This window comes from Veillonella orientalis (assembly GCF_018406505.1).
Lineage (GTDB): Bacteria > Bacillota > Negativicutes > Veillonellales > Veillonellaceae > Veillonella > Veillonella nakazawae.
The window spans coordinates 337,705-351,056 of sequence record NZ_AP022322.1; the positions used below are offsets into that span (position 1 = coordinate 337,705).

A 13,352-nucleotide genomic window follows, 5' to 3' on the forward strand; every position below is an offset into this window, starting at 1 on the left:
TATAGGCTAAACGATCTTTGATCATATCCCCTTTGAGGGATTAGAAATAGGAGGGGTTATTATGGTTACCTACAAAACTATTGTCGTACCTACTGATGGTTCTGAAAATGCTAAACGTGCGTTGGAACATGCTCTCGCTGTAGCGGACCGCAACCATGCTGAATTGATTGTTGTTCACGTTGCAAACATTGTGTCTGCTATTTCCAATTTCGATCAAACACCAATTTCCGGTGGCTACGTATCTGAACAAATTGCGGAAGATATGGAAGAAACTGGTAAAGAAATTCTTAACGATGTAGTGAAAGAAATTCCTACAGGTGTAAAAGTTAAAAGCGTATTCGAAGTTGGCTCCCCTGGTCCTGCATTGTTGGCAGTAGCTAAAAAATACAATGCTGATCTTATCGTAATGGGTAGCCGTGGTCTTGGTCCATTGAAAGGCTTATTCATGGGTAGCGTAAGTAGCTATGTAACTAGCCACTCCACTTGCCCTGTATTAATCATTAAATAATTCATATCCTGTTTTGATATGATACAAAAAGAGACTTTGTTTTTACAAAGTCTCTTTTTTAATATAATAAAAATGATATAATATTTATATATATGCTCTATATATGAGAAATCTAATTTAAGCAACATCGATTAGTTATACATAAGAAATACAGATTATAAGCATGAATATGAATGAAATTGAGGGGGACTATATGAGCGACAAACAAGAATCATTGCTAAAGCTAGCAGAGCTGTTTAAAATCTTAGGTGACCCTACACGCCTTAAAATAGTAGAATTATTATTAGAAAATGAAATGTGTGTAAATCACATCGCAGAAACAATGGGAATGGGTCAATCCGCTATTTCACACCAACTACGCGTTTTGCGTCAAGCACGCCTTGTGACCTATCGCAAGGAAGGAAAAACCGCATACTACTCTCTAAACGATGATCATGTGGAGGGTCTCGTAAGAATGGGTATGGAACACGTATCTCATCAGTAAGTAAGACGATACTTGTTTAAAGTGTACAAAAGGAGCCCTTTAAAAGGGCTCCTTTTTGTATAGGTATACTAGTATTAATATAATGGGAAAAGATAATAGGCGATTGTAATAAATAGCGGCATAGTTACGGCTGATAGAATTGTGGTGCCCATAACGATTTGCGTAGCATATTCAGGATTATTCTTCATTTCAATAGCAATGAGTGCCATATTAATAGCTGTTGGGACACTATAGGTAATGACTATAGTCTGTGCTGCTATTGGATGCATTGGGCCGTAGAACATAATAAAGAGTATAGTCATAACTGCTGCGATAAGAGGGCTTACGATGAGTCGTAAGGATGTAGCGAGCATAACATCGGCCTTAAAGAAGTTTAATGGTGTTCTATTAATTTGTACCCCTAAGGCAATCATCGCAACACCAACGAAGGCATTAGCAAAAATCTTAAGAGGTGCAAAGAAGAAGAGGCCATGTAAATCAAAAGGCAATAGCTGACAAAGTAATGCTAGAGGAATGGCGTATACCATTGGCATATGGAAGACTACGTTTAAGGCATCTTTTGTACTCAATCGGCCAGCACCAGCTTGGTAGAAACCATAGGTGTTACTCGTAATGGTCTGTATAATCATAATGGATACAACGCTGACAAGACCTAAATCAGCATAGGGGGTTGCGCCATCGATGACGTAGGGCACATTGGTAAAAACAAAGATAGCAAGGGCGATGCCCATATTGCCGACATTGTTAAACATAACGCAGTTCTTTAATGTGGCGATTTTTGCTACATCATAACCTTGTATTTTGCCGACCACACCTGAAAGTATAGAGTTCAGTATGAGTACAACTAGTGCACAAAATACAATTTCTAACGTACCGGATGTAAATTTAGCTTCATACATGGCCCTAAATACAAAGGTTGGTAATAATATGTAGAAGTTTAGTTTACTCAGCGTATACAGATCTAGTTTGAATTTTCTATCTAATATAAAGCCTACGCCTATAAGCATGAAGATAGGAACCATAGAGTTCATAAATATATGGCCTATTAATTCGAATATATTCATCGTCTCACCTAGAGTTTCTCATTAATATATAGCATAGTTAATCATAATATTATGATACCATAGTATGTATTATTTGGGGCTTAAAAGTTTTATCCATTATGATTTCTTATGGTTTCTATCAGAAATATATATACAAAATGTGAGTTATTACATACATCTTAATGAACAAACTTATAGTATAATGTGAATATATCGTATATTTTAGTTTGTTATTTGATGGTGTCTCTACGGTGAGTAACCATAGCTTTCACAGTGTGGAGTCCAAAGGGATGCACAGGAGGAATTATGAAACGAATTCTATTAGTATTAATGAGCATTTTTATGCTTGCTTTTCTAGTAGGCTGTGGTAACGATGCAAGCAAACCAACCGAATCTGCTAAACCGAGTACATCCGAAAAGATTACTGTACAAGCAGCTGCTAGTCTTAAAGGGGCTCTTACAGAACTGGCTGATGCTTACAAAAAAAGCCATAATTTAGCAGATGATCAAATTGTTATTAACTTTGCTGGTTCTGGCACATTGCGTCAACAAATTGAACAAGGTGCACCAGCTAGCTTATTCATCTCTGCTGACGAAAAAAATATGAAAATGTTACAAGAAAAAGACCTTGTAAGTGATGTAAAACCGTTCGTTACAAATGAACTCGTTCTCGTAGTTCCAAAAGGTCAACCTAAAGTTGAATTAAATCAAATTGCTAGTGTGAAACGCATTGTATTGGGAAACCCTGAAACAGTGCCAGCTGGTAACTATGGTAAACAAGTATTAACAAAATTAGGTGTTTGGGAACAAGTTGAACCAAATGTAGTATATGCTAAAGACGTAAAAGCTGTAACAGCATCTATTAGCCAAGGTGCTGGTGATGCGGGCTTTATCTATAAAACTGATGCTATTGCGGCAGGTGATGCCGTTCAAATTTCCGCAGTAACACCTGCAGATTCTCATGATCCAGTTATCTATCCAATCGGTATCATTAAAAAATATGACAATGCATTGGCAAAAGATTTCTACCAATATGTAATGAGCCCAGAGGGACAAAAAGTATTAGAGAAATACGGTTTCTCCACTTCTAAATAAGAGTAAAACGCTAGCTCTCATGGCTAGCGTTTTCTTATGGTACAATATATATATTATTGTTGTTAGTCCTAGCTGGAAATATATGATTTCAGCATTATTAAATAGAAAGGGGGGATAGCATGAGTCCATTTTGGTTATCATTATGGGTGGCAAGTATTGCTCTTATTATAGTTATTTTAAGTGGCTTAGCAACTTGTTATTGGATGAAACGCTGTAAATGGGGCGGCATTGCTATTCTTGATGCCCTTATTACATTACCTCTAGTATTACCTCCTGTAGTCGTTGGTTTTGCGCTGCTTATGGTATTTACACCGGGCTATGCCTTTGGGGCTTGGCTGGAAGCCCATGGCATGAGCGTCGTCTTTGCCGCTTCTGGTGCTGTCATAGCCTCTTCTGTTATTGCATTTCCACTGTTTTATCAAACTGTACGTTCAGCATTGCAGTCCGTAGATCATAATATGGAGGATGTAGCGCGCACCTTAGGTGCTTCAGAGTTACGTATTTTCTTCACCATATCTGTACCGCTCGCATGGAAAGGTATTTTAACAGGTAGTATTTTAGCGTTCTGCCGTGCTATGGGCGAGTTTGGTGCTACCATCTTGATTGCTGGTAATATTCCAAGGGTAACACGTACTATGCCGTTAGCTATCTACTCCTATGTAGAGGCAGGGCAGTACATGGATGCCTTTGAGCTCGTTATTTATATTTGTGTTCTTACATTGGCATTATTGAGCGGAATTCACCTTATTACAAAAGGTTCCCTGTTCCGCCATACAGATAATAATTAGGAGGTTCTATGATTACATTTTCCTTTACTGTAGCTAGACCTTCTGTGACTGTGAAAGCCGATGGGGCGCTGCCGGCTGGTATTACTGTGCTGACGGGACAGTCCGGTAGTGGTAAAAGTACCTTTATCAAATGCATCGCGGGCCTCGTAAAACCCACAACTGGCAGTATTCAATGTGATGAAACGACGTGGGTTGATCGAGATAAAAAGCTTTGGGTGCCTGCTCAAGAACGCCAAGTAGGCTATATGCCACAAGGTAATATTGTATTTCCTCACCTATCTGTAGAGCATAATGTTACCTATAGTAAACGTGGCACACCGGATATGTGCGATAGTTTATTAAATCGGTTAGGTCTTGAAAAATATAGACATATAAAGGCAGGTAATTTATCCGGTGGTGAGCAACAACGGGTTGCATTAGGTCGTGCGCTCTACTCTAAACCGACTGTGTTGCTTCTCGACGAGCCATTATCTGCATTAGATTGGAATTTGCGTAAACAAGTTCGAGAGGATCTTGTTTCTATCATCCGTGAATGGGATGTACCTTGCGTATGGGTTACCCATGATGAAAGCGAAGCAGAAAGCGTAGGAGATAGACACTGGACCTGTGAAAACGGGCTAATTACGATTGCTGAATGATGATAAACATTTAAATCGTATGGTTTTGATACAGTGATAAAATACTTTAAAATTAAATAGAGATACATAAAACACCTTCATAATCCTATGAACTACATGCCAAAAACTGGACACAATTTTGAGATGTATAGTTCAGTAACTAGTGGATTGTGAAGGTGTTTTCTTTTTAGATAGTTGATAGCAATGATAGCAGTGTACTTACTATTATCTTTAATCTTTAGCATTGAATTAGTACGTTTATAATAGATGTTACTTGCTAATGCTACTTAATTTCTGTTGATATGTGCGCTGTTTTACTTATAAATCCAACGATAGCTGTAACGACAAATGCCATTGTAAAGGCTGGTAATGTAGCTCCTATTGTGCTTTCACTATGTAACATATAGTGGTATAAACCAACGGATACGGACCAAATAAGACCTCGTACGAGATAAGCGGATAATGTTTGTACTTGTTGGCGATTGATAAAGTAGTCCGCCAATAAGATGGCAATCATCGGAGCGAATACAGAGCCGATGAGGTATAGGAAGTCTGTAATATCATCCATTGGATATAGAATAGCTGCAATAGTGCCCACGAGCGTAACGATGACGGCGATGCCTTTGCTGGATGCACCGTTATAGATAGTCGTACTAGATACGCCTGCAGAGTAAGCGTCCATAAAGGTTGTAGTAACGGTAGAGAAGATGATAACGATGAGGCCCGCAAGGCCAAGTCCTGCATTCATCATGATAGTAATGATGGAGTCGCCACCGCCAAAGATAGCGGCACTAAGACCTAAGGTATACATAACAATACTTGTTACTGTATAGACTGTAGCACTTGTCAGTGATGCAGAGAAAGGTTTTTTGCTTTCGCGCGTATAATCACTAATAAGAGGAAGCCAAGAGAGTGGCATGGCGATAGATAACTCGAGGGCTGCCATAAAACTCATATTTCCACTAGCTATAAGGCTACTTTCACTAGGCCATTGAGCAATCATGTGAGCGCCCATGTAGAGGGTGAGCCCTAGCAATAGAACAGATACAATAGCTTGAATATAGCCCGTATTGTGGAGGCCGATGAAAAGCCACAGGATGACAAGCGCGCCAATAGCTATCGTCCAAATCATAGGGGATAGGGGTGCTAGCTCTTGTAAGGCGAGCATAGCATCGTAGATCATGATGCTAGTCCATCCGATGAGTTGCAGCATATTTAAAAAGGCAAACCCCTTAGCCCCTAATGGGCCAAAGCTAAAAGCGGTAGTATTCATACTGCCTTGCCGCAAGCGTCCACCGATGAGGCCAGCTCCAAAGAGTAATATACCGCCGATAATATGCCCCAGTATGATGGCATATAGACCTTGGGTGAGCCCTAAGGGGGCCAGATAGGTTCCCGTCATAATCTCCGCTATGGATAGAGCGGCACCAAACCATATCATGGCGAACTGTGGTTGTGTAATGTGTGTATCTTTCATACGTCCTCCTTGCCAGGAAGTCATAGAAAAAGCCGAGTTCACAGGAACTCGGCTATTAATCCTCTATGTTCCCTACGTTGGCATTATCCAAATCAGGTTATGGGTTAAAGCGTTAGCTTACTCTCAGCCCACTCGTGTGAGCACCCCGTTATGGCTTTATTATAGGCGTCTATAAGTGAACCGTCAATTCTTTTGTTGCATAGATTGTATAATAATGTTATAACTAGAGTATAAAAATATATTGCCACTAGGGGTGCTTTTGCTGAGATTGACCATTCAAAACCCTAGACCTGATCCAGATAATACTGGCGTAGGGAAGTGGAGTGAAACATAATACTAAACTATTACGAGACCATTCCATTTGGAGTGGTCTCGTTTTTATATGTTTGGAGGTATTATGAAAAAACTAATTATTGCAAGCATATGTGTGGCCTTAGGCGTAGTGTTATCTACTACATCAATTCCTGTTGGGCCGGCTCGTATTTTTCCGTTTCAACATATGATTAATGTTATCTTAGCCGTTGTGGTGGGGGCTAGATTTTCCGTAGGTGCTGCCTTTAGTACATCTTGTTTACGGAATATATTGGCACTAGGTTCTCCTTTAGCCTTTCCTGGCAGCATGATTGGCGCTTGGTTATCTGCGTATTTATATAAGAAATACAATGTCATCTGGGCAGCGGCTTTAGGCGAGATCATCGGTACAGGCCTCATTGGTGCTCTTGTGAGTTATCCTATAGCCAATTTCTTGTTAGGTAAACCTTTGGCATTGTTGACTTTGATTACATCCTTCTCCATGAGCTCTATAGCAGGTGCCTTTATTGGTTTCATAGTATTACAAATCTTATCTCGTCGTCATCTATTACATAAGGAGGCATAATGAAACTACATACTGCATTGACAATTGCTGGTACAGACCCAAGCGGTGGTGCCGGTATTATGGCTGATTTGAAATCCTTCCAAAGTCGTCACGTATACGGCATGGCTGTTGTTACCTCTGTGGTAGCCCAAAATACAACGGGCGTACATCATGTAGAACATCTGTCGCTAGAGAGTATTGACCGACAATTACACGATGTGTATTCTGACATTGAACCACAAGCCGTTAAGACCGGCATGATTGCTTTGCCGGAGATGATGGACCTCATCTATCCTTATGTGAGTAAAAATATTCCTTATGTAATGGATCCCGTTATGATTGCTACTAGCGGTGACCGACTCGTATCAGATGAAGCGGTAAATTTCTTAAAATCTAAACTTATTCCGATGGCTACAGTGATTACACCAAACCGCAATGAAGCTGAGGTTTTAGCGGACATGTCTATTGATTGTGAAAGTGACATAACAACGGCGGCGAATCGTATCTTACAGGACTTAGGACCTCAAGTAGTTATCATTAAAGGCGGTCATATCGGTGAAGATGCAACGGATTATGCTTTCACCAAAGATGGTAGCGTACGCACTTGGTCTAGTCCTAAATATGATACGGTGCACACACATGGAACGGGCTGTACCTTCTCCGCAGTGATAACGGCGGAGCTCGCTAAAGGGCTTGATGTAATGGATGCCATTGGTATTGCCAAGGATTATATTGCACTTGCTATTAAACATAATCCTGGGCTGGGAAATGGCTGTGGCCCCGTTAATCATATGGCTTATGGCCTCTTATTTAATGGACCTGAAACGATGGATGAGCTCTTGAAAAATGACGAGAGGAGATAGTGATATGACCAATAAAAATCCATATATGAATGATCAAATTGAGACTGAACTCAATATATTAGAAATTTTACGCCAAAGAAATCCTCTCGTTATTTGTATTACCAATGATGTAGTGAGGACCTTTACAGCCAATGGTTTACTCGCCATTGGCGCATCACCTGTGATGAGTGAGTGTAGTGAAGATTTGAAAGACCTCATCGTCCATGCATCGGCGCTACTCATCAATATTGGTACTCTTACACCTGACAAGGTTAGTTACTATAAAGAGGCCATAGCACTGGCGAAGAAACATGAGGTTCCTATCGTTTTAGATCCAGTGGGGTGTCATGCGGGGGCTTATCGTTTATCTGTGGTGTTAGACTTGATTAAGACTGGTGATATCTCATTAGTGCGAGGTAATCAAAGTGAAATTAAAGCTATATACGATGCTTTAATTCCTAATAATCAGGCAGATACATCCACTACCGGTAAAGGTGTAGATGGAGGACAAATCGAGGATAGTGCTGTTATCGCATATCGTCTAGCGCGCCTTATCAACTGTCCTGTTGTAGCTACTGGCGAAGAGGATTATGTTTCTGATGGAACTCGGGTGTTTGCCGTACCGCATGGTCATCCTATTATGACAGCTGTAACGGGAACAGGCTGTCTATTAGGAGCTGTATTGGCGGCTTTCTTTAGTGCTTATTATCCATGTAAAAACAGACTATCTATCGGTGAATTTCTCGCCTATGCATTGGCTTACTATGGTTTAGCCGGTGAAAGTGCAGTGCAGGTAAGTGGCGTAAAACCTGGTAGCTTTAGTGTAGCCTTTATGGATGCCTTATATTCTCTTGGTGATGCGGTGCTTAAGTCCGAGAATCGTATACGTCCTCTAGTTGTGCCGGATCAATTAGAAGTATATTTCATCAGTGGTACGCAAGATGTGGAATTGAATGAAAATCGATTACTCTCTATCGTAGAGGATGCTTGTCGAGGCGGTGTGACTTGTTTCCAATTTAGAGAAAAGGGAATGGGCACCTTAGAGGGACAACAGAAATTAGAATTAGCCCAACAGTTAAAACAAATCTGTGCTAAGTACAATGTACTCTATATTATTAACGATGATGTAGACTTAGCAGTAGCTGTTAATGCTGATGGCGTTCACGTAGGGCAAGAGGATATGAGCCTAGAATCCGTTCGTAATCTTGTAGGCCATAAGGTGGTTGGCATCTCCATTCACTCCGTGGAGGAACTTCATAAGACTGATATAATCTATGCTGACTGTGTAGGTGTAGGTCCTATGTATGCTACAAGTAGTAAACCTGATGCACAAGAGCCATGTGGACCGGAGCGTGTCGCTGAACTACAAGCAGAAGGCTTGACCTTACCATGTGTTGGTATTGGGGGAATAACTTTAGACAATGCGAAGCCTATACTAGAAGCGGGAGCCTGTGGTGTTGCCATCATATCTGCTATTGCGCATGCAGATAACCCTTATGAGGCGGTACAACAGTTTAAGCATTTAGTGGATAGTACTAAATAGCGAATAGAACACAAAAAAAGACGATGACCTAAGTCATCGTCTTTTTGTTATTGTCTTTAGACTGGTTCGCGACGTAGTCGCGAATCATTAAACCACCCGCTATGCGGGTGCGGCAACGAAAGTTATACAAAAAAATCACCTTGCTTAAGTATAATGTAGGTGTTCAAGCCGAATTATATGCAAAAGAAAGGTGATTTTATATGGCAACAAAGACACAGAGCCTTGCGCACACAAAATGGTTATGCAAATACCACATAGTATTTACACCTAAGTATAGACGTAAAGTTATATATAATCAATACAGAAATAGTTTACGTGAAATATTGAGACGTTTATGTGAATATAAGGGCGTCAAGATAATAGAGGGGGAGCTTATGGCTGATCATGTGCATATGCTAGTATTAATCCCACCTAAAATATCAGTATCATCTTTTATGGGATACTTAAAAGGGAAAAGTGCACTAATGATGTTCGATAAACACGCAAACTTAAAGTATAAATTTGGAAATAGACACTTTTGGTCCGAGGGGTATTATGTTAGTACGGTAGGTTTAAATGAGGCTACAGTAAAGAAATATATACGTGAGCAAGAGTTACATGACCAAATGAAAGATAAACTTAGTGTAAAAGAATATGAGGACCCTTTTAAGGGTAGCAAGTAATACACATCCCCTTTAAGGGGAACGTTACGAGTCAATGGCTATGCGGCTTGAACGTAGTGAAAGCCAGCGCCTTTAGACGCTGGCCTAGTACTACGGGCTTATAGCCCGTGAGCAAACCACCCGTTTTACGGGTGGTTCTGATTAAGGAAGTTGTTAGTACTTACTGTAAGATTATATTGTACTTACAGGTGTGTTTAATTTAAATCTGTACTTACAGGTTGTTAGTTTAGTTAGTGTCGTACTTACAGATTAGATGGATTCCACGAAACGGTGGAAGAAAGCTTGTGGGTGAGCACATACTGGGCAAACTTTAGGAGCTTCTTCACCAACGTGTACGTAACCACAGTTAGCGCAGATCCAAGCAACTGGTTCATCGTTAGTGAATACTTTGTTACCGGATACTTGAGCTGCTAATGCAAGGTAACGAGCTTCATGACGAGCTTCGATTTTACCAACTTCGCGCATTTGGTAAGCGATTTTTGCAAAGCCTTCTTTTTCAGCTTCGTCAGCGAAATCTTTGTACATTGTAGTGTGTTCGTAGTTTTCACCAGCTGCTGCATCACGAAGGTTAGCTTCGATATCGGAAGATACGTCGCCACCATGAAGAGCTTTGAACCACAATTTAGCATGTGCGGATTCATTGTGAGCTGTTTCTTCGAAATAATCAGCGATTTCGTTCATGCCAGCTTTACGAGCTGCTGCTGCGTAGAAAGTATATTTTTGGAATGCTTGGGATTCACCAGCAAATGCTGCTTGAAGATTTTTTTCAGTGTTAGAACCTTTTAATTCTGCCATTTTAATACTCCTTTGTACTTACGATAATTTTCAAATTTGTTACTTAACTTCTATATTCATAACCACTTGGTTGTGAATTCAAATAATAGAATACTTATTCTACAATTTTCGTGGGCGACTTCGCCTTAGTAAGAAAACTTATTCTTGGATTAAATAGACACTTGCCTAACTCTTAAAATAGTACTTACTGATTTTTGTTTTTTCGGCACTTGCCGTCTTAACAGTTTTATATACAATGGGATATTCGTATACTTAACGAATAATCATTGTTGACTATATTGTAACATACTAAATGAGAAATGCAAGTGTTTTTGTAAAATTTATTTCGAAAATTTTCTAAATGATAAATATTATCAATGTAGTAAAAATGCGGTTTCTTAAAGGTTGAATAGTATGGGATTTATAAAATAAGCCTATTTTGATATTGAGAATGATAACTAAATGAAAAATCATTATTGATTACGTATTAATAATCTTTTCGTTAAATGTACTAATAACTCTCCATAAAATAACTATAGAATTCTGATATGTTTATAGAACATGGCATTTTTTGTATAATAAGTATATAAATACTAAACGATGTAAAAGGAGGCGCTATGGCATTTGTTAGATATTACGTAGGCGATGTGGTAAAAATGAAAAAGTCACATCCCTGTGGCAGTGATGAATGGGAAGTTAAGCGGATTGGTACAGACTTTCTCATCGTATGTAATGGTTGTGGTCATCAACTATTGATGCCGCGCCCGAAATTTGAAAAGGCAGTTAAGAAAATCGTATCTCGATTGCCCGAGAATGAATAAGGAGGACGTATGGTACGACTCACTGATTACGTAACAAGTGGGGGCTGTGCGTGTAAGATTGGGCCTCATATATTAAATCGTGTATTAAAAGCAGTGACACCTATTACCAATGAACACGTACTAGCAGATATGACAGGTGCTGACGATGCAGGGGTATATAAACTTTCAGATACACTAGCATTAGTGCAAACATTAGATTTCTTTACGCCTATGGTTAATGATCCTATTTTATTTGGTAAAATTGCGGCTGCTAATGCTTTGAGTGATGTATATGCTATGGGCGGTACGCCTTTAACAGCTATGAATATTGTGGGGTTCCCTGTGCCTCTTGTTGAACAAGGTATATTAACAGATGTATTAAATGGAGCGGGATCCATCGTAGCTGAATCTGGTGCAGCTATCGTAGGTGGCCATAGCATAGAAAATAAAGAGCCTATCTTTGGTATGTCTGTAACAGGGCAAGTGAATCCAAATCGAATTTGGAAAAACAAAGGGGCTCAAGTAGGGGATGTGCTGATATTAACTAAGCGAATTGGTACAGGGATTATGAATAATGCTCTAAAAGGTGATTTATTTCCTGTAGGTACTGAGCAGGCCGTCACTAGTATGAGTACGTTAAATCGGGTGGGAGCAGAGGTGGCTCACAACTTTACTGTGCATGCTTGTACAGACGTAACAGGCTTTAGTCTAATGGGACATTCTGTAGAAATGGCTAGTGCCTCTGATGTGACAATACATATCAAGGCTTACGACATTCCTCTCTTTGATGATGTCATCGAAGCGGCTCAAATGGGATTAGTACCAGCTGCATCCTATGGGAATCGAAAAGCTATAACAGACGTTCAAGTAGATCAGAATTTGGACCCTGTGTGGACGGATATTCTCTTTGACCCCCAAACTTCTGGTGGCTTACTTTTCTCCGTGCCTGCTAGTGAAGGTAATAAATTGGTTGAGGCCTTACACGAATCTGGCATTGACTGTGCTAGTATTGTTGGTACTGTTGAAAGTTTCAGTGGGCTAGCGGTACGTGTTACAGAATAGTTTTATAAAAAACAAGTTTTCTATTATTGGCTATCGATATTTAATTACAATATCATTAGCTGATAGCTGATAGCTGATAGCTGATAGCTGATAGCTGATAGCTGATAGCTGGTAGCTGATAGGTAATACTTTTACAAAATATTTAATGTATATAATATAGAGGTGTATGATGAGCAATACAAATGAATTAACTGTAGATGTGCGTGGTAGCTTGTGTCCAAAACCTGTGATTGAAACTAAGAAGGTTAGCGATGCGAATCCAGATGCTGTTATTACTACTATTGTAGATAATGAAGTGAGTCGTGATAATGTAGAAAAGTTTGGTAAGTCTCGCGGTTATGGGGTGGCAATCCGCCAAGATGGTAAGGATTTCTACCTCACTATGACGCCAAATGCAAATCCTGTTACAGAAGCGAGTTGCGAACCGATGAACTATGGTAATCGAGTTATCTTGATGACAAAAGATTATCTCGGTGAAGGTAGTGAAGAGCTCGGTAGAAATTTGATGAAAACCTTCTGGGTGTGCATGGTAGAAGCCGATGTAAAACCATCTAAAATCTATTTCATCAATAGCAGTGTTAAGATGGTTGTAAATGATTCTGTTCATTTAGAAAATATTAAAAAACTAGCTGATCTTGGTGTTGAAATTGCAGCATGTGGCATTTGTCTCGATTACTTTGGGGTAAAAGAAGAGCTTGGCGTAGGTAGCATTACAAATATGTACGCTATTACGGACTCTATTCTTGGGGAGAATGTAGTTAAGTTATAATTCTTAGCACTAGCATTTTAACTGACAGGTTT

At 39.7% G+C, this 13,352-nt stretch carries 15 protein-coding genes and 2 riboswitches; of the genes, 12 read left to right on the forward strand and 3 right to left on the reverse strand.

From position 1 onward, the window contains the following. The first annotated feature begins 61 nt into the window (after positions 1 to 61). Together VEIS1202513_RS01435 and VEIS1202513_RS01440 are read left to right on the forward strand one after the other, a co-directional pair. Positions 62 to 508, forward strand: a complete 447-nt coding sequence (locus VEIS1202513_RS01435; protein ID WP_005387768.1) for a universal stress protein — start codon at positions 62 to 64, stop codon at positions 506 to 508. A 193-nt stretch (positions 509 to 701) separates the two neighbouring features. Next, on the forward strand, positions 702 to 992 hold the full coding sequence (locus VEIS1202513_RS01440; protein WP_024063797.1) for an ArsR/SmtB family transcription factor: 291 nt from the start codon (positions 702 to 704) through the stop codon (positions 990 to 992). 74 nt (positions 993 to 1,066) lie between these two features. Here VEIS1202513_RS01440 and VEIS1202513_RS01445 read toward each other — a convergent pair whose 3' ends face one another. After that, a complete protein-coding gene (locus VEIS1202513_RS01445) occupies positions 1,067 to 2,056 on the reverse strand; it encodes an AEC family transporter (RefSeq protein ID WP_213467645.1) in 990 nt (329 codons plus the stop codon). A gap of 285 nt (positions 2,057 to 2,341) precedes the next feature. Here VEIS1202513_RS01445 and modA point away from each other — a divergent pair, with 285 nt between their 5' ends. The 3 genes from modA to VEIS1202513_RS01460 all read left to right on the forward strand — a co-directional run bounded on the left by modA (position 2,342) and on the right by VEIS1202513_RS01460 (position 4,556). Continuing rightward, positions 2,342 to 3,130, forward strand: a complete 789-nt coding sequence (modA, locus tag VEIS1202513_RS01450) for a molybdate ABC transporter substrate-binding protein (RefSeq protein WP_213467646.1) — start codon at positions 2,342 to 2,344, stop codon at positions 3,128 to 3,130. Positions 3,131 to 3,249: 119 nt separating this feature from the next. Continuing rightward, complete coding sequence (modB, locus tag VEIS1202513_RS01455; RefSeq protein ID WP_213467647.1) at positions 3,250 to 3,918, forward strand: molybdate ABC transporter permease subunit; 669 nt, start codon at positions 3,250 to 3,252, stop codon at positions 3,916 to 3,918. An 8-nt stretch (positions 3,919 to 3,926) separates the two neighbouring features. Further along, positions 3,927 to 4,556, forward strand: coding sequence for an ATP-binding cassette domain-containing protein (locus VEIS1202513_RS01460; RefSeq protein WP_213467648.1), 630 nt, complete (start codon positions 3,927 to 3,929; stop codon positions 4,554 to 4,556). A gap of 262 nt (positions 4,557 to 4,818) precedes the next feature. Here VEIS1202513_RS01460 and cytX read toward each other — a convergent pair whose 3' ends face one another. Further along, positions 4,819 to 6,012 (reverse strand): putative hydroxymethylpyrimidine transporter CytX, encoded by a 1,194-nt coding sequence (cytX, locus tag VEIS1202513_RS01465; protein ID WP_119207225.1) that lies wholly within the window; start codon positions 6,010 to 6,012, stop codon positions 4,819 to 4,821. A 52-nt stretch (positions 6,013 to 6,064) separates the two neighbouring features. Then, positions 6,065 to 6,170: riboswitch (TPP riboswitch) on the reverse strand. A gap of 81 nt (positions 6,171 to 6,251) precedes the next feature. Continuing rightward, positions 6,252 to 6,346: riboswitch (TPP riboswitch) on the forward strand. Between the two features lie 63 nt (positions 6,347 to 6,409). On the opposite strand from cytX, the gene thiW reads away from it, so the two are divergent. The 4 genes from thiW (at position 6,410) to tnpA (ending at position 9,915) form a co-directional block, all read left to right on the forward strand. Then, complete coding sequence (gene thiW, locus VEIS1202513_RS01470; RefSeq protein ID WP_213467649.1) at positions 6,410 to 6,889, forward strand: energy coupling factor transporter S component ThiW; 480 nt, start codon at positions 6,410 to 6,412, stop codon at positions 6,887 to 6,889. Next, on the forward strand, positions 6,889 to 7,731 hold the full coding sequence (gene thiD / locus VEIS1202513_RS01475) for a bifunctional hydroxymethylpyrimidine kinase/phosphomethylpyrimidine kinase (protein ID WP_213467650.1): 843 nt from the start codon (positions 6,889 to 6,891) through the stop codon (positions 7,729 to 7,731). Before thiW ends, thiD begins: the two co-directional genes overlap by 1 nt. Before the next feature lie 4 nt (positions 7,732 to 7,735). Continuing rightward, positions 7,736 to 9,253 carry a hydroxyethylthiazole kinase gene (gene thiM / locus VEIS1202513_RS01480; protein ID WP_156719586.1) on the forward strand — a complete coding sequence of 506 codons (1,518 nt, stop codon included), beginning with the start codon at positions 7,736 to 7,738 and terminating at the stop codon, positions 9,251 to 9,253. Between the two features lie 200 nt (positions 9,254 to 9,453). After that, positions 9,454 to 9,915 carry an IS200/IS605 family transposase gene (gene tnpA, locus VEIS1202513_RS01485; protein WP_005380067.1) on the forward strand — a complete coding sequence of 154 codons (462 nt, stop codon included), beginning with the start codon at positions 9,454 to 9,456 and terminating at the stop codon, positions 9,913 to 9,915. Positions 9,916 to 10,164: 249 nt separating this feature from the next. Here the strand turns inward: tnpA and rbr are convergent, their stop codons facing one another. Beyond that, a complete protein-coding gene (rbr, locus tag VEIS1202513_RS01490; protein ID WP_005387792.1) occupies positions 10,165 to 10,710 on the reverse strand; it encodes a rubrerythrin in 546 nt (181 codons plus the stop codon). 596 nt (positions 10,711 to 11,306) lie between these two features. On the opposite strand from rbr, the gene VEIS1202513_RS01495 reads away from it, so the two are divergent. From VEIS1202513_RS01495 to yedF, 3 genes are all read left to right on the forward strand, one after another. Continuing rightward, positions 11,307 to 11,510 (forward strand): DUF951 domain-containing protein, encoded by a 204-nt coding sequence (locus tag VEIS1202513_RS01495; protein ID WP_004693828.1) that lies wholly within the window; start codon positions 11,307 to 11,309, stop codon positions 11,508 to 11,510. A gap of 9 nt (positions 11,511 to 11,519) precedes the next feature. After that, a complete protein-coding gene (gene selD, locus VEIS1202513_RS01500) occupies positions 11,520 to 12,551 on the forward strand; it encodes a selenide, water dikinase SelD (RefSeq protein ID WP_105085232.1) in 1,032 nt (343 codons plus the stop codon). 169 nt (positions 12,552 to 12,720) lie between these two features. Beyond that, the gene (yedF, locus tag VEIS1202513_RS01505) at positions 12,721 to 13,320 is read left to right on the forward strand and encodes a sulfurtransferase-like selenium metabolism protein YedF (protein ID WP_213467651.1); all 600 of its coding nucleotides are present in this window, start codon (positions 12,721 to 12,723) and stop codon (positions 13,318 to 13,320) included. Positions 13,321 to 13,352 lie beyond the last annotated feature (32 nt).

Bases quoted from the DNA above. Each gene is read 5' to 3' on its own strand.
- VEIS1202513_RS01440 (WP_024063797.1), top strand. From the start codon at position 702: ATGAGCGACAAACAAGAATCATTGCTAAAGCTAGCAGAGCTGTTTAAA.
- rbr (WP_005387792.1), bottom strand. From the start codon at position 10,710: ATGGCAGAATTAAAAGGTTCTAACACTGAAAAAAATCTTCAAGCAGCA.
- cytX (WP_119207225.1), bottom strand. From the start codon at position 6,012: ATGAAAGATACACACATTACACAACCACAGTTCGCCATGATATGGTTT.
- tnpA (WP_005380067.1), top strand. From the start codon at position 9,454: ATGGCAACAAAGACACAGAGCCTTGCGCACACAAAATGGTTATGCAAA.
- modB (WP_213467647.1), top strand. From the start codon at position 3,250: ATGAGTCCATTTTGGTTATCATTATGGGTGGCAAGTATTGCTCTTATT.
- VEIS1202513_RS01445 (WP_213467645.1), bottom strand. From the start codon at position 2,056: ATGAATATATTCGAATTAATAGGCCATATATTTATGAACTCTATGGTT.
- thiD (WP_213467650.1), top strand. From the start codon at position 6,889: ATGAAACTACATACTGCATTGACAATTGCTGGTACAGACCCAAGCGGT.
- thiW (WP_213467649.1), top strand. From the start codon at position 6,410: ATGAAAAAACTAATTATTGCAAGCATATGTGTGGCCTTAGGCGTAGTG.
- VEIS1202513_RS01435 (WP_005387768.1), top strand. From the start codon at position 62: ATGGTTACCTACAAAACTATTGTCGTACCTACTGATGGTTCTGAAAAT.
- yedF (WP_213467651.1), top strand. From the start codon at position 12,721: ATGAGCAATACAAATGAATTAACTGTAGATGTGCGTGGTAGCTTGTGT.
- VEIS1202513_RS01495 (WP_004693828.1), top strand. From the start codon at position 11,307: ATGGCATTTGTTAGATATTACGTAGGCGATGTGGTAAAAATGAAAAAG.
- selD (WP_105085232.1), top strand. From the start codon at position 11,520: ATGGTACGACTCACTGATTACGTAACAAGTGGGGGCTGTGCGTGTAAG.
- thiM (WP_156719586.1), top strand. From the start codon at position 7,736: ATGACCAATAAAAATCCATATATGAATGATCAAATTGAGACTGAACTC.
- modA (WP_213467646.1), top strand. From the start codon at position 2,342: ATGAAACGAATTCTATTAGTATTAATGAGCATTTTTATGCTTGCTTTT.
- VEIS1202513_RS01460 (WP_213467648.1), top strand. From the start codon at position 3,927: ATGATTACATTTTCCTTTACTGTAGCTAGACCTTCTGTGACTGTGAAA.